Source organism: Pseudomonas sp. S2_E01 (genome assembly GCF_054668365.1).
Genome location: NZ_CP162762.1, coordinates 2,247,300 through 2,266,118, shown reverse-complemented (window position 1 = coordinate 2,266,118; position 18,819 = coordinate 2,247,300). Strand labels below are relative to the sequence as shown.

General features: G+C 56.6%; 12 protein-coding genes and 3 pseudogenes. 6 read left to right on the top strand and 9 right to left on the bottom strand.

Annotated features, from left to right (window positions below; translation table 11 throughout):
* Positions 1-26: 26 nt before the first annotated feature.
* Both AB4O36_RS10430 and AB4O36_RS10425 read right to left on the bottom strand, forming a co-directional pair.
* Positions 27-371, bottom strand: a complete 345-nt coding sequence (locus AB4O36_RS10430) for a hypothetical protein (RefSeq protein WP_460124601.1) — start codon at positions 369-371, stop codon at positions 27-29.
* Between the two features lie 427 nt (positions 372-798).
* Positions 799-1,110: pseudogene (locus tag AB4O36_RS10425) on the bottom strand (transposase); the annotation flags it as partial.
* A 553-nt stretch (positions 1,111-1,663) separates the two neighbouring features.
* On the opposite strand from AB4O36_RS10425, the pseudogene AB4O36_RS10420 reads away from it, so the two are divergent.
* Positions 1,664-1,822, top strand: a pseudogene (locus AB4O36_RS10420) (IS30 family transposase); the annotation flags it as partial.
* A 181-nt stretch (positions 1,823-2,003) separates the two neighbouring features.
* Here AB4O36_RS10420 and AB4O36_RS10415 read toward each other — a convergent pair.
* Positions 2,004-2,492 (bottom strand): Lrp/AsnC family transcriptional regulator, encoded by a 489-nt coding sequence (locus tag AB4O36_RS10415; protein ID WP_460141664.1) that lies wholly within the window; start codon positions 2,490-2,492, stop codon positions 2,004-2,006.
* 131 nt (positions 2,493-2,623) lie between these two features.
* On the opposite strand from AB4O36_RS10415, the gene AB4O36_RS10410 reads away from it, so the two are divergent.
* The 4 genes from AB4O36_RS10410 to AB4O36_RS10395 all read left to right on the top strand — a co-directional run bounded on the left by AB4O36_RS10410 (position 2,624) and on the right by AB4O36_RS10395 (position 6,489).
* Complete coding sequence (locus AB4O36_RS10410; RefSeq protein ID WP_460141663.1) at positions 2,624-4,084, top strand: L-lactate permease; 1,461 nt, start codon at positions 2,624-2,626, stop codon at positions 4,082-4,084.
* A 176-nt stretch (positions 4,085-4,260) separates the two neighbouring features.
* Positions 4,261-4,950: a B3/B4 domain-containing protein gene (locus tag AB4O36_RS10405; protein WP_460141662.1), complete on the top strand. Its 690-nt coding sequence runs from the start codon at positions 4,261-4,263 to the stop codon at positions 4,948-4,950.
* A 157-nt stretch (positions 4,951-5,107) separates the two neighbouring features.
* Positions 5,108-5,743: a LysE family translocator gene (locus AB4O36_RS10400; protein ID WP_460141661.1), complete on the top strand. Its 636-nt coding sequence runs from the start codon at positions 5,108-5,110 to the stop codon at positions 5,741-5,743.
* Positions 5,744-5,847: 104 nt separating this feature from the next.
* Complete coding sequence (locus AB4O36_RS10395) at positions 5,848-6,489, top strand: FMN-binding negative transcriptional regulator (protein WP_460141660.1); 642 nt, start codon at positions 5,848-5,850, stop codon at positions 6,487-6,489.
* A gap of 22 nt (positions 6,490-6,511) precedes the next feature.
* Here AB4O36_RS10395 and AB4O36_RS10390 read toward each other — a convergent pair.
* Positions 6,512-7,078: pseudogene (locus AB4O36_RS10390) on the bottom strand (molybdopterin cofactor-binding domain-containing protein); the annotation flags it as partial.
* 159 nt (positions 7,079-7,237) lie between these two features.
* Entirely contained in the window at positions 7,238-8,443 is a 1,206-nt protein-coding gene (locus AB4O36_RS10385) for an MFS transporter (RefSeq protein ID WP_460141659.1), read from the bottom strand.
* 109 nt (positions 8,444-8,552) lie between these two features.
* On the opposite strand from AB4O36_RS10385, the gene AB4O36_RS10380 reads away from it, so the two are divergent.
* The gene (locus tag AB4O36_RS10380; protein ID WP_460141658.1) at positions 8,553-9,179 is read left to right on the top strand and encodes a TetR/AcrR family transcriptional regulator; all 627 of its coding nucleotides are present in this window, start codon (positions 8,553-8,555) and stop codon (positions 9,177-9,179) included.
* Positions 9,180-9,659: 480 nt separating this feature from the next.
* Here the strand turns inward: AB4O36_RS10380 and AB4O36_RS10375 are convergent, their stop codons facing one another.
* From AB4O36_RS10375 to AB4O36_RS10360, 4 genes are all read right to left on the bottom strand, one after another.
* Positions 9,660-10,175, bottom strand: a complete 516-nt coding sequence (locus AB4O36_RS10375; RefSeq protein WP_460141657.1) for a hypothetical protein — start codon at positions 10,173-10,175, stop codon at positions 9,660-9,662.
* A gap of 3 nt (positions 10,176-10,178) precedes the next feature.
* The gene (locus tag AB4O36_RS10370) at positions 10,179-10,625 is read right to left on the bottom strand and encodes a hypothetical protein (RefSeq protein ID WP_460141656.1); all 447 of its coding nucleotides are present in this window, start codon (positions 10,623-10,625) and stop codon (positions 10,179-10,181) included.
* 251 nt (positions 10,626-10,876) lie between these two features.
* On the bottom strand, positions 10,877-13,309 hold the full coding sequence (locus tag AB4O36_RS10365; protein WP_460141655.1) for a DUF637 domain-containing protein: 2,433 nt from the start codon (positions 13,307-13,309) through the stop codon (positions 10,877-10,879).
* Positions 13,306-18,804, bottom strand: coding sequence for a two-partner secretion domain-containing protein (locus AB4O36_RS10360; RefSeq protein WP_460141654.1), 5,499 nt, complete (start codon positions 18,802-18,804; stop codon positions 13,306-13,308). The genes AB4O36_RS10365 and AB4O36_RS10360 overlap by 4 nt, the downstream gene beginning before the upstream one ends.
* Positions 18,805-18,819: the final 15 nt, after the last annotated feature.

Genomic DNA, 18,819 nt, shown 5'->3' with positions numbered 1-18,819 from the left:
TCAGGTCGAAGGCTCACACCTGTAAGCTAAAGTTTTTCGTACACTACCTCGAATTCTTCACCCAATTCTTGTTGAATGGATTTCAGTAATTTAGCGGCGGCCACGTCAAATCTTGCGTAATCGTCTGCACCCCAAGGGCCGGGGTCAGGTGGAGAGTCCCAGTTCAGCGAGGTGTCATGCCACTGTGAAAGCTCGTTAAGCATTGCCTGGACTTCGTTACTGAGTGGTAGCCTCTCTTCAATAGGCCCTGCAGAAAATTTCTCCCGGGTATTATTGTTTCCACACCAAAGGCAACCGCCGCCCCATTCGAACATTAAGCGAACTCGATAGCGTTTTGCCCTCATCATTGGACCCCATTTTTTGTGGTACATGGTGAGCACAATAGGCTGGCAAACATCTCCACGCTAGACCAGCAACTGTTGCGACTGGCAGCAAATGGGTCGTTTTGAGCCGGTCACGACAGGCAGAAAACGACCCCAAATGGTTTTAATGCAGCGTCCAAATCAGGGTTTGAATGGATCGATCCAGCCAGGCCTAAGTCCTGCCTCGAATTCTTTGCGTACGTAGGTGAGCGACTCTGCGCATCCCATTTCCGCCTCGATGGCGCCTATGCATCCCCAGCAATCTCCGCCGCAATTACCTGATAGCGGATCTGCCGGGTTGTCGAGTAAGCATCTGCAGATTGTGCAGTATTCCGGCTCGTTGCTGTTTGTCATGATCCCGCTCTCCAAACGTCCGGCCTTGGCCGGTTTCTGCCTCTCGTCACAGCAAGAGATCGGCCAGCAGCGGACATTTATTGAAATCCGGCATCAAACGTCCGGTCAACCACATCAGTTCGACGTTGCGTTGGGCTTCTCGCTCCAGGCGTCGGCTCGACTGGATGCGGTTGAGATAGCCGTAAATGTAGATTTTCAGCAGGATCGCGAGGTGGTAAGCAGGCCGGCCAGTGTCGGCTGGAATGGCACCTTCAAAACCCAGATTGACCAGGTCGAGTTCGTCGACAAAGACGTCGACTACGCGCACCGGATTGGTATCGCTGACGTAGTCGTCGAGGCTCTCGGGAAGTAAGGTGCCTTGGCCTCGATGTTCACCTTGGATAAAGCGCTTGATGGGCGATCCCTTCGATGAAATTCTCAGAAATCATCGCAGGGCTAACGGTTGCGTTATGTTCAGACATTAATGCCTTTTTCGACCGACTGTAGTTGCCTTACCGGGTCCCAACCACTCGGTGACGCTTGAGCTTTGCTCCACCAAAGCATTCCATTAGAGATCCATAATCTCCGCAGATCAGCATGAGCAGATGTCGCGTCATCGTAGCCAAACTGTGTACCGCAGGACGGGCAGATGTCAAACGAAGAGCAACCAACGCCGTCGTATGGAGGATCTTCAAGCCCGGCGTATCCACAAACCGGACAAAGATATGAAACGTTGCCTGCAATCATCCAACCCCCAGATTTCTAGCCTCTAGCCCACGCTGTCGGCGTGCCTTCTGATCGTCGAAATTTTATACTGAATCTGAGCAACTGATGTCTGACTAGGGCTGAGTAGAGCGAAACACTCCGGGTGAACGTGGCTAACAAGGGTTTTGACACACTCTGGGCTGTGGATTCAACCGGTCGATGCAACACAACTAAATTCTGTATAAGCAGAAGGAGTGTTGCAGATGAAGCAGAGACCGCGGATCTATTACACCGAAAGCCAGAAAAAGCTGATGTGGGATCACTGGCAGAAAGGCGACTCTCTCCAGCACATAGCCCAACTATTTGATCGAAACCATTCATCGATACAGCGCGTCTTGGCGGAAACAGGCGGTATCAGACCCGCTGTGAATCGCCCCGGATCCTCTAGACACCTTGCAAGCTCATTGCGTAACGCTTTTCAAACTCTACCAGCGACAGCCGATTGTTGAAACCATGGTGACGCGTTGATCGCCGTGAGACCTACCGATTCCTCGCTCTTTAATTTCAGCATTCAGAATCCGCAAGACGCTGTTGCATAAGCGGTTATCCAGGCACGCTCGGCACATCAAGCCCGACTTTCACACGGTCAAGCGCCACGATTGTCTTGAACCAGGTGACGTTGGAATTTTCGGCAAACAATCGCCGCGCCAAAGCCTGGTATTCCTTCATGCTGGCAACGGTTAACACCAGGACGAAATCCACTTCGCCGGTGACGTAGTAGCACTGCTGAACTTCGGGCACCGCGAAGTGTGCCTTCATCGCCTCCAGCGCCTCGATACTGGTGCGCTCTGCCATCACTTCCACAATGATCGTGATCGGCCGTCCTACAGCGGTCGGATCCACGACGGCGACGTTGCCTGTGATGACTCCCCCCTCTTCCATTCGCTTGATGCGGCGCTGAACGGCGGCCGTGGAAAGATTGACCTGCTCGGCCACAAGGCGCAGCGGCATCGTGTTGTCGCGCTGGATGAGATCGAGGATGGCCCGGTCGAAATTGTCCAGCAATTCAGGTGCAGCGTTGTTCTTTGCCATAGTCGACCCGCGAGAAATTTTCTCGAAAACTACCAGAAAACTGCGGCCCTTTATCGAGTCAGGAGAAATATTATCTCGCCAGCAGTCTGCATTCGCAGCCTTGATCGGAAACACACACAGGATTTACTGGCATGCTCGCACTGTTCCATCTTTCCCCCGTCCTGTTGGTGACAGCCATGCTCGTCGTGCTGCGTCGGCCCCCCGTCCACGCCGCCATTGCGGGCACTCTATCGGTCATGGTGCTCTGGCTCGCCGGCGCTGCCGACGCGTGGCGCCCAGGCAGTATGTTGGCCGCGGCTCAGGATACGGCCGTGCTGTTTGCAAGTACGGCGTTCGTGATCGTTCCCGGCCTGGTCTTCGTGATTTTTATTGAGCGCATGGGCGTCAACCAGGCGCTTAGCCAATGGGTGCGGTCGCTGGGGCTTGGACGCGGCGATCAAGTGTTGTTTATCGTCCTTGGACTGGCACCGTTGCTCGAAGCGATGACCGGCTTCGGCGTGTCGTTGATCGCTACGGTGCCCCTGCTGCTCAGTCTGTTCGAACGTCGGGTCGCGCTACGAATAGCATTGACCGGCATGGCAATCATGCCTTGGGGAACGTTGGGCTTGGCATCTGTCATCGGCGCTTCACTGGTTCACCTGGATGCACCCGCGCTGGCATCGACCTCGGCACTGACCAGCGCACCGGTTTTTTTGGCCCTCAGTGCAATCGCGCTTTATCTAGCCAGCGTTCGCGACTCGCGGGAATGGAGGGCGTTGGGCGTTTTCTGGCTGCTGTTTGTGGGCGTGCTTTACAGTGCCAGTCGGTGGCTGGGGCCGGAAGTGGCCGGGGTTGCCGCGGGCCTGGTGACGGCAGCAGCGGTACTCTCCACCGGGCTGTGGCGCCTGCGCCGCAACGATAGCGAGCACGGTGCGGTGCAATGGCCGCGTCAGGCATGGCCTTACCTGGTGCTGATCTTCTGCATTGTCGCGTTGAAGATGGTGTGGACGATCACCTCCTGGCAGGATCACTGGGTTGTACAGGGCGCCCAGGTCACCTGGAAGCCCCTCGCCTCACCCGGCCTGGCGTTGGTTCTGGTGCTGATCGGGCTAGGGTTTCACGCGCGCAACGCACAACGCCAGACAGCACTCGACATCAACATGCCTGCTGCGCTGGTGGCGCGGGCGAAGCGGCCCTTGTTGACCATTTTCTTCTTTCTCGCGATGTCGCAGATGATGGTGAAGGCCGGCTTCCTCACGGGTTTGATGCAACTGCTGGCGGGCCTGTCGTCCACCGCCGCGACGTCGCTGGTTGCCATGTTTGGCGCGCTGTCAGGCTACATGACCGGGTCTAATGTTGGCGGCAACGCGATCTTCATGCCGGCCATCGCGATGTTGCCCGAATCCTCTCGCCTATTGTTGGCGGCAGTCCAGAACAGCTCGGCAGGGCATGCAGCACTGGGCTCGCTGTCGGTCGTCATGCTGATCCTGGGACTTGCTAAAACCCAGGCCAAGGAGGAAGGCGAACTGGTCAGGTTTGGCTTCATGCTGGTCTGTCTCAATACCGCATTGGTCGCGTCGGGTGCAGCGTTGCTGAGTGGATGGTTTGGATAGCAGGTGATTGGCAGGCAGATGGCCCCAATGGTCCCAGCGCCCATGCTCGCTGGTTAACTGAATAAGCATTACTTATGCACCATGACGTTAAATCATTAGATCTAATGGTCCTGAAGGGTTAAAAATCGACGCCGTAATCACCCTTACTGCGGAGGTAGTTAGCCTTGGAGGCCAGCATGTCGTTTGTCGCTCCGGTTCTTGATCCCCAAATAGCTGAAATTGCACCCGGTTTCCGAGCGCTGAGTATCTGCGTCGACGCTTCGCCGATCGAGCACCCTCAGGTTGCAGCAATCGCACTTGAAAAGGTGTGCGAGTCGCTGGTCGCTGGCACCCCGGCTTGGGCCGAGCGTCATTTGGCGGCGTGGGCCGATACATTCAGGCAATTCGGCGCCAAACCACAGCGTACTCCGTGCTCCGGCGAGGCGTTGCGTAAGCGCGTATTGCGAGATGGCAGCCTTCCCAGCATCGATCCCATCGTCGACTTGTACAACGCCATCAGCATCAAGTACGCCCTACCCGTTGGCGGAGAAAATTTTGATGCGTACATCGGTGCTCCCCGTTTGACCATTGCCGATGGCACTGAGCTGTTTGACACAACCAAAGATGGCCGTGCAGCCAACGAGTCTCCAGAAAAGGGCGAAGTCATTTGGCGAGATGACCACGGCGTGACTTGCCGACGCTGGAACTGGCGTCAGGGCACCCGGACGCGGCTGGACTCAAACGCCAAGCGGATGTGGTTCATTCTGGAGAGTCTTCCTGAAATGCCCCTGGAGGCCCTGAGAGCTGCTGGAAATGAGCTGAGCAACGGACTTCAGCAGATGATGCCAGGGGCCAAAATTGAGTCGCAGCTGATTGAGTTCTACTGATCGCAACAACAATGTCTGGAGGTCTAGGCGCTTTTACACTTAGCCTCGTTACTGACGACTGATGCCTCGACGCGTAATGTGCTTGATCTTGTGCGGCGATTTGAAGTCGAATCAGGTCAACGAACATTGACCTGATCACATGTGAGAAACCTCAAGAATGCCGTTCGACTTCAACCATCTGCTGATTGTGCTGACCGTCTACGTCATCGGTGCGGCCAGCCCGGGGCCCAGCAACATGCGAATCATGGGGGTGGCAATGCATCAGGGGCGGCGCCCTGCCCTGATGCTTGCATTCGGTGTCATCAGCGGCTCGTTCTTTTGGGGAGGAATGGCGGCAACAGGTATCTCGGCCATCTTGACGACCTATGCCCAGGCCATCATCGCGCTCAAGATTCTAGGCGGGGCTTACCTTCTTTTTCTCGCCATCAAGGCCGCTCGTTCCGCAATGGTTACGAACGAGCACTCGAGCAAAACGTCAGCGGCTGCGCCCAAGGTTTCGGGATTCAAGCTGTACAAACAGGGATTGATGATGCACTTGACCAATCCCAAGGCTTTGCTCGGTTGGGTCGCCACAATGACGTTAGGGTTGGGACCGCAAGCATCGACAACGACTGTTGCCATCACCCTGGCTTCTTGTGGTGTATTAAGCGTCACCATTTTTTGTGGATACGCCTTGCTTTTCTCAACGGCACCGATGGTCAAGGCATATCGACTTGCACGCCGAGGCATCGAGGGAACGCTGGCATTGGTATTCGGCGTCGCAGGCATAAAGCTGCTGCTTAGCCGTTCATGAGCGTGATGGGTGCAGGCAGGTCCTGGCAAGTAATGTCAGGCGTTAACATCAATCAATTCGCGCCCAAGTCGCTAAAGCTTCCCAATGTTCAAGAGGCGTAGCTGATGTATCTACCATCGCACTTCAGCGTGTCGGCACCGGAACAGCTGCATCAGCTAATGGTGCAATATCCGTTTGCCACGATCATCACCCAGGGCAGCGTAGGGCTGGATGCTAACCACCTCCCCTTCGACCTAGACACTAGCGCAGGAAAGCTTGGAACACTACGAGCCCATGTCGCGCGTGACAATCCCCTTTGGCGAGAGGTACAGCCTGATCAAGAGGTGCTGGTCATCTTCCGGGCGGGTGACGCCTATATTTCGCCTCAGTGGTATCCGAGTAAGCACGAGCACCAGAAGCAGGTTCCGACCTGGAATTACCGAGTGGTCCATGCACACGGAAAAATTCGAGTGCTCGACGATACGAGGGCTGTTCGCGGCATCGTAGCCAAGCTGACGCGAACACATGAACAGCTTCAGGAAAAGCCGTGGAAGATCACTGACAGCCCACAAGACTACATGGAGGACATGCTCAGAAGAATCGTCGGGATCGAGGTTGAAATAACTCGGCTGATCGGCAAATTGAAACTCAGCCAGGATGATGAGCGCCGGGACGCTCTGAATGCCGGTCAAATCCTGATTGAGCGAGGCGAACAGGAAATCGGGTCCGCGATGGTCGCCGTGACTCATGGAGATCAACCTTCTTGATTTCAAGGCTGAATGGGATGACTGATGGCCTTGAGTTTGAGCACTTGAGTACCACCCGGTTGCGCACTTGCAAATTGCGAATCGCGTAGCCCCCCGTCAGGTTGCCGTGCATACGGTAGAAAGTCGCAGGCTCCGGCGCTCTGAGGTAAGCGCCACAATCGTCGATCTGGTCGTAACGTAACGCGGTGATGCGGCCACCCTCGATCGCGTCTTTGGCCAGATAGCGGCTGTCAGCGATCACCACCGCCACCGGCTCACCCACGTAGCGCACCTTGTCGACGGCGACGCACCAGTGCTCCATCGGTTGCCGTACACCCACGGGAAACGGCAGCGCCCAGCGTTTGACGTCTTCGCCAACCAGCACGCCGTGCACACCTTTCATTAGCAGCGCGTTGGAAAAGTCCACCGAGGTGATGCGAGCATGAGCGTGGGGTGAACGGATGATTGCTGCATGCAGCGTGCCTGGAGGGATCGCAGCGTCATCAGCGTAGCACCCTTGGCCACGCAACAATGCGGCGTCCTCGACGCGGGTCTGACGGGCGCCGATAGGGCCGGTCCGGCTTTCGGTAGCAGTTTGGAAACTAGTCATTTTTCGCGGCTCTTGTTGTTTTGCAGCGCGATTGCGTTAGAGCCGAGTGTGTGAGAAAGGCGCGGGAAGCGCCTTGCCCGAGGAGATGGAGTTCTGCGCCAGGGTCTGAAAATTAGCCTTAGCGTCTGATTTTCAAAATTGGGACCGCACAGCAGCGCCTCAGTGACCGACCACTACTGCGCCCGAGCGCCGGTCACCGGCGGGAAACCCATGCGCTCGTGCCTGAAGCGCGATGGTCAGACTGCCCAGCAGCAACGCCGCCAATACCCACGGAAACACCGCCACTCCCCAATGCCCAAGCAGCACGCCACCGAGCAGCCCACCTCCTGCTATCGCGCTGTTCCAGACCACGACATTCATGGACAGGGCGACATCTGCACCCTCGCCTGCTGAATCAGCCAAAGCGGTTTGTAGCAGCGTGGCGGCGCCGCCAAAGGTCAGCCCCCAGATGAATGTGCCGATGTAAATGGCCGTGGCCGAAGGCGAGAGAACGCCGAACAGCACCGAAACCACGGCAAACGTCGCGAGGCTGGCCAGTACCGTATTGCGAAGATGGCGGTCCACCAACCGTCCGGTTATCCAGATGCCCATCAGCGCGGCGACGCCAAACACCAGCAGCACCACATCCACATTGCCGGTCAGCCCGGCTTGGGACACGAAGGGCGCGATGTAGGTGTAGAGAATGTTGTGCGCCAGCATCCACGTGACCACGACTCCCAGTACGGAGCGCACGCCGGGTGTCACCAGCACGCGCCGCAGCGGCAGACGCTGCTCTGAGGTTTGCCCCGGATAGTCGGGCACCTGGATCAGCACCCAGGCGATCAATACCAACGTCAACGCCGACATAAGCCCGAATGCCATGCGCCAGCCAATCAACCCGCCCAGCCAGGTACCCATCGGCACGCCCAGCGACAAGGCGATTGGCGTACCCACCATGGCCACCGCCAGCGCACGGCCCTGGGACTCGGGCGCCACCATGCGTCGTGCATATCCGGCAATGAGGCTCCAGGCGAGCCCTGCCGACACGCCGGCGAAAAAACGCGCCACAAGGATGAGCCAATAGTTTGAAGACAGCGCAGTGACCGAGTTGAAAACCAGAAACCCGACGATGGTGACCAGCAGCACCGTGCGCCGCCGCCAGCCCTGGGTCGCGATGGTCAGTGGGATTGCCGCGATCAACGAACCCAGCGCATAGACCGTGACCATTTGCCCCGCCATGGCGGGCGAGATAGCCAGCCCGCTCACGATCTGAGGCAGCAGGCCCGCGGGCAATGTTTCAGTCAGGATGCAGATAAATCCAGTCATCGCCAGCGCAAGCAACGCCCCGTAAGGCAATGCCTTTGAGTGCGGTTCATTTCTATTCATTGGTTATCGCCCTACTTATGTATTGAGTGATACAAATATAGGGATCGAGCAAACGATGGTCAACGACTTATGTATCGAGTAGTATTTAACTCATTCGGAGGGTTCGTCTATGGCACAAATGGGACGGCCGCGCACGTTTGATCGTGACGTGGCAATCACTCAAGCACTGCATTTGTTCTGGGAGAATGGCTACGACGCCACCTCGCTCAGCCAACTCAAGGCAGCGATCGGCGGCGGTATTACCGCGCCGAGTTTTTACGCCGCCTTTGGCTCCAAGGAGCAGTTGTTCAACGAGGTCATGGACCTTTACTTGAACAGCTACGGCAAGGTCACCGACAGCCTGTTCGACACCACCCTGGCGCCCCGAGACGCCATCGAACGGACGCTACGCCGCTCCGCTCGGATGCAATGCGAGCCTGGCCATCCCAAAGGCTGCCTGGTGGCATTGGGCGCGATGAGCGCTTGCTCGCAGGAGAGTAAAATCATCTCCGCGCCACTGGTACAGGCCCGAGCGAAAAATCGTGAGGCGTTGCTGGCATGCGTGGAACGCGGCATCGCTTTGGCTCAACTTCCGGCAGAGATTGATGCAGTCGCTCTCGCCACGGCGTTCGATAGTTTTTTATTGGGATTGTCGACGCTGGCGCTAGATGGGGTGTCGGCGGATTCGTTGGACGCTGCGGTGACGCGCGTCATGATGTTGTGGGATGCGGCAGGGGCTGCAGGAAGGCGGCAATAAAAATAGAGCGAACGCTGTCGTCCAACTCTTGATCGACGAACCGGTCTATTAGTGTGCTGCCACTGCTCATAACCGTTCCTATCCAGTACGGGAAGGCAGTCTGAATCACACCATCCCGAACATTTACTTTTATTTGTGCCATCTACCGCAGCACTTATTCCTTTTGCACCGGCAACCAAGCCTCCTCCAACCAGCGCTTCTCCTGCAACCCCTCTTCAAAAACAGAGCCCAAGAACTTACCAATCCACCCCAAAGGCACAGGCACGAGCGGCCCGACTATCAGGGTATCTTTTCACGCACCTCATAACTCACATTCGGTGTTTTGCTCCAATCGTAATCATCTACTCCGTAATATGACGTTAGAATCTTTTCCAGTCGCAGGTTATCCGCCTGTCTGTACATTGGCCCCAGGCCGCCACCAACTCCTTTTGCACCTATTTATTTTTATGGACTAATGAAAACGTGGTCTGTTCACTATTTTTACCGAAGGGACCAGTCATGCATTGATATAAACTTGATAATTTGTTCTGGTGCATCTTCCAAGGAAGCTCTGTAGTCTGTAACAAAACTAACCCCCGTCAATATATTTCCACTTCTTCTTAGAAGGAAGTCATCGTCCGCATCATTAAACAAAACATCAAACTCCCTTTCTAAGCTCCGGAGATTATCCCCAACGCTTACACCACTGAACTGTCCACGATACCCTTCACCTACGGCAATGCGATAAAGCCTTCCGCTATTTTCGAAGTACAGGGAGACCGCCTCATTCATAAATCGATATGAAATCAAAAGCTCATTGCCGAAACCGATCTTTCTCTTAATTCCGACCCAAGAGTTATTTTGAAGGAGAATATCACGAACAGGTACTTCCGGCCCGTACCACTCAACCACCCCAACCTTTTCGCTAACATTGGGAAACGACTCACCTAAAGAGAATCCCGCTGCTGACATACCTGGCACAAGGTCAGAGTACAAATCAGGGAATAAATTTCTCATAGATCACTTCCACCTCTTCCACTCACCGCCCTCATACTTCAGGCGATTTCCTTGAGTATCGTAGTATTGTTGATAACGCGTGATAGTGCCCGGACTAAAATCAGGCGACGGATCAATTACCCGAATTTCTATATTTTTATTGCCCACCTTCTCCGCACTAACAAGCTTATAGTACGGACTATCACCGTGGGTTCCACCGCCCGGATGGAACTCTATCTCTTTTATTGTCGGGTGTCCTTCAACCTTAAAGGCCTGTGCTTTACCTGAAGTGCCAGCCAATGGCGCTTTCGGCGTAACGCTCGCACCATCAAGCGCTAGCGACTGCTTGATATCATCAATCGATCTACCCCACATGCTCGACGGCGATTCAGCAATATTTCGAGGAATCCCTGCTTGGGCGGCCAGATCGTCTCTCCACCCAATACGCGTAATTGCAGAAGTAGCCGGCACTTCAGCTGCACCAGTTACTTTTGTACCAACTTATTCGTGAGAAGCCAAATTCTTAGTCGCCTGATGCAAAGCAGTCATAAGGTCCTCAAATTTGAGATTCCATTTGCCCCCCTCAACAGGGGGATAAATTTCTATTTCAATTGGTCTTCCTGGCTCATGTGATACCTCAGCCAACTGATTCGCGCCCGCCCAAATCTCGAATACACAATTCTCTCGATCTGGGGGGCTTGTTATCACAGTAGATAAAAGACTCATGGCTTCGGCGGCTCCAATAAACCAATAAATTTTCCATTCGAATCGTAGCGAAGCCCACGCCCATCGGGGGCAACCACATCCATGACCTTCCCAAATCTACCGGTGTCCTTATAGGTTACGGTGGTCGCCGGATTGCTCAAGATCTCGTCAGCTATTTTTTGACCTTGGGCGTTGATTTCAGAAGGGCTTCCTTTAACGCTAGGAAACGCACTGCCTTCACGACTGCCGTGTTTTTGGAGTGCTCGACCAGCTAACGAAAGTTGTCCTGATTTATCGGCAGGATCAAGCAGTTTTCCTGCATTCGACAAATCATCAATGTTTTTCCCAGCGAACGTACTACCTTTTACACCGACACCCAAGCTTCCCCCAACCAGCGCCTCCCCTGCAACCCCTCTTCCAAAAACAGAGCCCAAAGCCTTACCAATCCACCCCAAAGGCACAGGCACGAGCGAGCCGACTGCCAGGGCATCTTTTGCTCGCTTCGCGTTGTCGGCACTGATCCAGCGCTGCGTTTCAGGATCTTTCAAGTCCAGGTTGGCGCCATTTGCAATACACGTAGCGTCACCACACGGCATGAAACGTGGGGTGAATGCCTCTCCATCTACAACGACAGGAGTGCGGAAACCACCTTGAGCATCCAGCACACGCCCTGAGAGACGATCACGCACCTCATCACTCACACTCGGTGTTTTGCTCCAATCGTAATCAGGTGCAACGGGGAACGCCGCCCATGCGTAGTTACTGTTCGATGACAGGATATAAGCTACAAGCTCAAGGTCGATTTTTGCCAATTGCTGGACGTACTGGCCATTACCCAAATCCAGCCATTTTCCCGAGGTGTCGTAGATCCCATCCTTGGTAGCGACCATTTGACCCGCATGAATGTCTGTTCCCTTCACTGCAGAGAGACGGAGCTGTTCCTCGATTTGCTCAGCGGTGTACTTCCCACCACTGCGCGCAGCCAGCTGTGCGGCTACTTCCTTGTCTTCTTTATGCAACTGCCTGTTGTACTGCGAAGCATTTTTTGCAACCCAGGCAGCCTTGTCTAGTTGGCTTGCATCGACATCTTTTTGCGCCGTAGCGGCCAACACGCCAACAATCTGGGAACTCATGGTCAAAAGGTTTTCATCGCCTTTTACCAGATTGTCCAGATGCCCAATTAGCGCTTCATTCGCTCCTGCCGCCATGGCGCCTGTCTTGAAGTCTCCGCCAGTCACCTGTGCCAGCAAGCCGCCCACCATTGCGTGAATAGCGGTCTTTTGCACAGAACCGTCGTCGAATACGCCTTTTGTGTGTTGGCCTACTGCATTGAAACTGGCCGCAGCCAAAGTATTGAACAAGGCCGTCTTCAGGGCGTCACTTGCACTTGCGCCTTGTCCGAGAGCTTTTCCCAATAATGCAGACGTTTGGCCCTGCAATATTTGATTAGCCGCAAACCGCCCAATCCCTTCTGGATTGCTCAGGTCGGCGATGACTTTTCCTGTAGAAGTCGTCGTTGTTTTTACAAGGCCATCGAAAACACCCGCCGTTAAACCAGCTGTCGCCCCCGAGATCACATAACCCTTGATCGCATTCGAGGACGTCACGTCTTTGAATACCGCCCCGAGGTTGCCTCCATTGTTGATAAAGCTGGTTGTCGCATTCGTCGCAGCACCCGTAGCTACAGCGGCAAGTCCTGCGGCCCCGATTGTGCCCATACTGGCGGTCATGGCACTCAATGCCGCAGGCCCGACAACAGCCGCCATGACAATCGCGATGATCAACTGCGAAGCCGGCCCTAATCCCGAGTTGCTGTACTTGAACGACTCATGGATTTCCTTGACCTGCCTCCAGTCCACATCCCCCCTTGCCTCGGCCTGCTTGAGCCAAGCCAATTGCGGATCCGCCTTGACCATCGCATCGATGGATTGGCTAACCGTTTCCTGAGTGACCTGCTTGATATCAATCTTCAGGCCTTCAACCGCCTTGATGGTGATATTGCCAGCAGCGACCATCTGAGTCTGGCGAAACGTCTCGTCGGTATTGCCTTTGTCTTTGGATGAGGTCCAGAAAGCGTCGTCATCACTCTTTGTATGGCTTTCATCATGAAGGTCTTTCACCCCCTCAAAAAGAATCGAGCCACCACTATCGATAACGATGTCCTTGCCGCTGTCGAGCTTGGCCACCTGATAGTGCTGATCGCCGCCACTGGCTAAAGTCAGGTTGCCACCAGTCGTGATTTCACTACCGATATAGATGTTTTTCGTCACTTCATCGTGTTGGGTTTCCTTCGCCCCAAAACCGCCCTTCTTCTTTTTATCGAGCAGCGAGTAGTCCGTGTCCTGTGCGGCGAGGATGTCGAGCCGGTCACCTGCTACCAGATAAGCTTCATCGCCAGCATTAATCCGACTGGAGATCACGGCCATGTTCTGGCCGGCACTCAGCTTCACATCCCCCCCGCCGTGACGCTGCTCATCACCTGGCTGACGTGATCTTCCTGAATCTTCAATTCTTTGCTTTTGAACAGTGAGTGTTGCTCGTCTGCAGCGGAGCTGATGGTGAGGTTTTCGTCGGCGTCGAGGCTCAGATCGCGCTTCGCATCGACATCACTGGCGATGACCGCTATGTCCCGCCCCGCTTCGGCCGTCAGATCACGCCCGGCGCCCAGACTTGAGCCGAGCTGCGTGGTGTCATTGCTGGTGTAGTTGCCACCCTGCGCGACGCTGTTGCTGACCTGAACGGAGGAAAGATTGATATCTCGCTCCGCGCTCAAGCTCATGTCCTGACCGCTTTGCAGCGCACCACCAATGATGTTGATGTCCTGCCCCGCCTTCACGCTCAGGTCATTACCCGCCTCGATCCGCGCGGCGCTGTCCGCAAAGTCCCGGCGCTCCTGCCGGGTATATCCACCGCCGCTACTCTGATGGGTCGTCACGGTCCGTTCGTTGATCACGTCTCCAGTGATCGCGGTAAGACCGACATCACGCCCGGCAATGATGCCCCCAGCACGGTTCACCAGATTGTTGCCCGCCAACAGATCCAGTCGCTTGTCCGCCTCCACCAGGCCGCTGTTGACGATGTCCTCCCCTGCCACCGCCGACAGATTGTTGCTAGCCCGCAAGGTGCCGACGTTGTTCAGGGTTTTCCCGGCGATCAGGCTGACGTCGTTGCCTGCAATCAGGGCCCCGGTCGGGGCCAGACGATTGTCGGTATGAGCCAGGTACAGCACCGGCACCAACACCTCTTCGCCGTTTACTTCATGGCTTTCCAGCCAGACGATGTCGTGGGTCAACGCGGCGACCTGTTCCGCCGTCAGGCTCACGCCCACCGAGAGATTGAGTTGTTGCTTGCTCTGGACGGCGTTATCCATGAGGTACTTGAACAGTTTCTCGTCGCTGTCCTGTCCGTCGATGAAGCGTTGTCCCGTGCGGGCAGTGACCGCCTGCTGGATCATCCGCTGCTCATAGAACCCGTCACCCAGGCGCTTGGCGCTGGTGTCAGGGTCATAGCCGAGATTGCTCAGCAGGTAATCCGAACTCATGAACTGCTTGAGGTCGGTCAGCGCGGGGTTGGTTTCGATCAGGTATTTGTGCGGTTTGGATTGCGCCGATTTGTCAGGCAGCCCCGCAATCGCCAGAGGGCTGGGTGCGGTGGTCGCACTGGAGCCCTGGCTGCTCAAACGGAACAATCCGTTCTGATGGGTGGGCAAGGTGAAGCCCGGCAGGGCCACCGGGTTGACCTGCTGTTGAGCCACTTCCGGTGGAAGCTGGGCGTTGATGAAGACAGGTGTCGAGTAACCGTTGCCGGCGCTGGTGTCGGCCTGGGTTTGGCCCGCCCCAACGTAGGCATAAAACGATCGCACCACACCGTTGTCGAGCGTCTGACCGGCATTGAGAGTGGCGTTGCCACCCGCCTGAATGACCGCGGCGAAGGACTGATCGCCATTGGTGACGGTGCTGTTTTGCGCAAGCAGCACGCCCATCCATCCCAGGAAGGCGCTCAGGTCAGACGCAAACGAGGCCGATGGGTTGGGGTTGTTTCGAGCGTTGAAAACATCCGCCAGGGCGGCGGCATTGCCAGTCTCGTTGACGAAGCTCCAGTACCGGCGAACGGTGTGGATTTGCTGGTTTTGCAGTCCCTGGTTCTTTATGGTGCCGGCATTGATCTGAAGGTTACCGGCGGACGCCACGGTGCTGCTGGTGTTGGTCAATGTCTGGGTGTTGATCAACAGGTCCGCGCCGCTGCTCAGGCTGGACGAAGCACTGCTTTTAGTGACCTTCAGGCGATCGGTTTCATAGATTTCCCAGAGGCCATTGATACGACCACCGCTGCGAGCATCGCAGCCAGCGCCTGGAATCTGCTCACACGGTAGACGGATGATACGGGTCGCCGTTTTTTCATTCGGGGTGTATTCCAGCACGTCCATCACGTTGTTGACGGTGCTGGCTGCAATCGTCATTGGCCCCAGGCTTTCGATACCTCCCGAGCGGTTATCCAACAGATCGGCCTGGACCTGGGCCGCGTCCTTGGCAATCAGCATCGAGCCCAGGCTGTACACCTGGGCATAGCGGTTGGTGAAACGTGTGGCCAGCAGCTGCGCGTTACCACCGCTGGAGATAAGCCCGTGGTCGTTAAGCAGTGTTGTGGTGTTGACGAGCAGGTCTTTACCGCTGCCCAAGGTACCGCTGTTATTGATGTCGCCAGCCTTCAGGGTCAGGTTGTTACTGGAGGTGATTCGCCCAGCATTGGCCAGCAAATCATCGACATCGATTATGGTTTCGCTACCACCTGCGATGCTGCCAGTGGCCTGCAAATCCATACTGCTGGCATGCAAGTCCAGGTTGCCGAGACTGCTAAGTCGCCCCTTTCCTGCATAGTTTCCCGTCAGGACAAGATTGAGCGTCCCGTCACTGCCGATCAGCCCATCATTGCGCCAATCGGTGCCTGCACCTTCAAGGTGAGTGGCAGCCAGCAACTGTCCCGTGCTGGTCTGGGTCAAGTGCTTGACGTTGACGGTCAGGCGCTCGGCCTGGATCGAGGTGCTGTTGGTCCACGTGTCGGTGTCCAGGGTCAGATCGCCCTGCGTCACCAGGCGACCGCCAACATCATTGAGGTTGGCCATGGAAAGACCAAACACCCCGCTCCCTGCATGCAACAAGCTACCGCCTTGGTTCTTGAAGCCTGTGGCCTCGATACTCAGGTCGGTGTTGGCGGTTTCCAGGCGACCGGCGCTGTTGTCGAACGTGCCACCGATACTGAAACGGGTTTTGTCGGTAACGCCCATCGCGCGCAACTGGCCGTTCTGGTTATCGAGGCTGGCGGCGGTGGTCGCCAGAGTGCTCAGGCTTTCGATCAGGCCATTGCGATTGTTCAAGGCGCCTTGCAGGTTCAAGCCAATCTGGCTGGCGCTGATCTGGCCGTCACTGTTGTCCAGATCCCCGGCGTCAACCTCAAGCAGGGTTTTCGCATACGCCGAGCCATTTCGGTTGTCGAACGTGCCGTTGACGGCGGTCTCGACACGAACCCCATCGTTCAACGCGGCGACGCGGCCACGCTGGTTATCAAGGTTGGCGGCCTTGACGGATAGCTTGCCTTCCTTGGCCACGATCTGGCCGTCCTGGTTGCCGACGTCTGCCGCAACCTCCACGTGCAGCGCTTGCTTGGCTTGCACCTGCCCCTTGGCATTGGCGAGGCTGCCGGCACCCAACTCCAGTTCGCCATTACGGCTGGCGATGAGCCCTGCGTTTGTATTGTCGACGTGACCGCTGGCGGTGATCAGCAGCTTGTCGCTGGCCGCCAACGTACCCTTGGCGCTGTTATCCAGCTCGCCAGTGAACAGGCTAAGCCAGCGCTGACTGGACAGCTCACCCCCCTGATTATCAACCCGTTTGCTTCGCTCGATCAGCAGAGGGCCAGCACTGGACAGTCGTCCCTGGGTGTTGATGAGAGCGCCCAAAAGGTCGAGGGTGATCGCCTGCTGGCCGGTGAACGTACCTTGGCTGTTGTTGAGTTCGGTGCCATTGAACGCCAGGTCGCCGGACGCGTTGACCGTGCCGTCGACGTTGTTCAACGCCATGGTATTCAAGGTCATGGCCGCACCGCTGCTCAGCAACCCTTCCGCCGAGTTGTCGAACAGACCACTGACGGTGATGGTCTGGTCAGTGGTGCTGGAAATGTTGCCCTTGGCGCTGTTGTCGACACTGCTCGCGGTGATGGTCAGGGCTTTCTGACTGACCACGGCACCTGCGGCTTTGTTGACCAGCGCGTCGCTCAGTTGGATACCAACATCACCACTTCGGCTGGACAGCGTACCGCCGTTGCTGTTGTCCAGATACGTGCCTGTGATGGTCAGCTCTTGCCAGCCGGAAACGAGCCCGCCCTGGTTGTTAATCGCGGCGCTCGCGCTGAGGTCGAGCCCCATTTGCGCCATCAGTGTGCCGCTGCTGTTGTCCAGAGAGCCCAGGATCAACGTGGCGTTACCCTGGCTGGACACTTCGCCTGCGGTGTTGCTCAGGTGCCCCAGTGTGGCTTCGACCTGGCCCTGTCCTTTGATCAGGCCCCCTTGATTGTTGAGGACCTTATCTGCGGTAAGACTGAGGCGGTCTGCGCTCAGTACCCGCCCCCGATTCTGGTTGTCCAGAGTGGCGGCATTGACGGTGACCTGGCGCTGCCCGCTTAACGTGCCGCCCTGGTTGCTCAGCGCCTGCTGGGCAGTGACTGTGAGGTCGCGACTGGCGACCACACTTTTACCGGTGTTGTTAATCGACTGCGCAGTGAGGCTGACATCCCCCTTGGCATTACGGCTGTTGTCAGCATTGACCCCGGCTTCGATGACACCGTTGTTGGTTAACGTTCTACCGGCATTCAGGGTCACGCTGTCCCGTGCAGCAATGGAATGAGCGATGTTGAGGTCAGTCTCGGTTTGCATGTCGACACGGGTGCCGGCATACACCGCACTCTGCGCGTCAAGGCTCACGGCCTTGACGTTGACTGCACCCGCTGCCGACGTCTGCGCCAGGCTCAGATGGCCGTTGGCATCGATCTGGATATCACCGCCACTGGCAGCCAGGCTGCCAGCGACTTTCACCCCAACCCCGGCCTCGGTGCCCACCAGCCTGATCGCCCCGGCGTACATGCCGCCCAACGCGGACGAGTCGATGGCCAGTTGTGGTTTGAGGCTGCCATCGTCGGCACGGGCAGTGGCGTTCAGGGTCTGGGCGTTGACGTCGTTACGGCCGGCGACGATGGTCAGGTTGTTGGCTTGAATCTCGGCATTGATCTTCGCGCTACGGGTGATGATTTCGAAGTGATCGACGTTGGTTGCGTTGAGCCCGGCGCCTTCGATCGCAACGCTGCCCTGATCAACTTGAAAACGCTCCAGGCGACCGCTGCCATCGAGTACCGGTTTACCCGTGGTCAGCGTCGCACGTGGCGTGTTGATGAAGCCGCAACCGTTGCAGGTAATGCCGTAAGGGTTGGCGACGATAACCCGCGCCGACTGACCCGCCACCTCGGTGTAGCCGCGCAACTGACTCGGGCTGCCACCGACCACTTCGTTGAGGATGGTCTGCGCCGAACCGCTGTTTTTCAGGTGCGGGTTGCCGATGATGATGCCGCCCAGTTGTGTGGCTGAGGTCTGGGTGGAACCGTTGTTGAGGATCACGCCTTGGGCGCCGACGTTGTAGTCGACAAATTGGTTGTGCGACAGGCCGCTGCCATTGGGCGTGGCAATGTTGACGATCGGCACGCCATTGCCAGCATGGTCCAGCGTAGTGCCCGGCGTGGCAACCACAATGCCCTCGGCCTGCGCCCACATCGGTTGCCAGAACATGACGTTGGCCAACAGGAACGCCAAGCCACGCTTGGGCATACCCCAGAAACGTTCGCGGCTATTCACCTGCGAGGAAGGTTGACAAGCGAGGAAGGTAAACGGGCGAACGTCCATGTTGGTAATCTCGTG

Excerpts from the sequence above, each read along its gene's own strand:
- AB4O36_RS10405 (WP_460141662.1), top strand. The coding sequence starts at position 4,261 with ATGTCGTTTGTCGCTCCGGTTCTTGATCCCCAAATAGCTGAAATTGCA.
- AB4O36_RS10415 (WP_460141664.1), bottom strand. The coding sequence starts at position 2,492 with ATGGCAAAGAACAACGCTGCACCTGAATTGCTGGACAATTTCGACCGG.
- AB4O36_RS10400 (WP_460141661.1), top strand. The coding sequence starts at position 5,108 with ATGCCGTTCGACTTCAACCATCTGCTGATTGTGCTGACCGTCTACGTC.
- AB4O36_RS10360 (WP_460141654.1), bottom strand. The coding sequence starts at position 18,804 with ATGGACGTTCGCCCGTTTACCTTCCTCGCTTGTCAACCTTCCTCGCAG.
- AB4O36_RS10375 (WP_460141657.1), bottom strand. The coding sequence starts at position 10,175 with ATGAGAAATTTATTCCCTGATTTGTACTCTGACCTTGTGCCAGGTATG.
- AB4O36_RS10430 (WP_460124601.1), bottom strand. The coding sequence starts at position 371 with ATGTACCACAAAAAATGGGGTCCAATGATGAGGGCAAAACGCTATCGA.
- AB4O36_RS10380 (WP_460141658.1), top strand. The coding sequence starts at position 8,553 with ATGGCACAAATGGGACGGCCGCGCACGTTTGATCGTGACGTGGCAATC.
- AB4O36_RS10395 (WP_460141660.1), top strand. The coding sequence starts at position 5,848 with ATGTATCTACCATCGCACTTCAGCGTGTCGGCACCGGAACAGCTGCAT.
- AB4O36_RS10410 (WP_460141663.1), top strand. The coding sequence starts at position 2,624 with ATGCTCGCACTGTTCCATCTTTCCCCCGTCCTGTTGGTGACAGCCATG.
- AB4O36_RS10385 (WP_460141659.1), bottom strand. The coding sequence starts at position 8,443 with ATGAATAGAAATGAACCGCACTCAAAGGCATTGCCTTACGGGGCGTTG.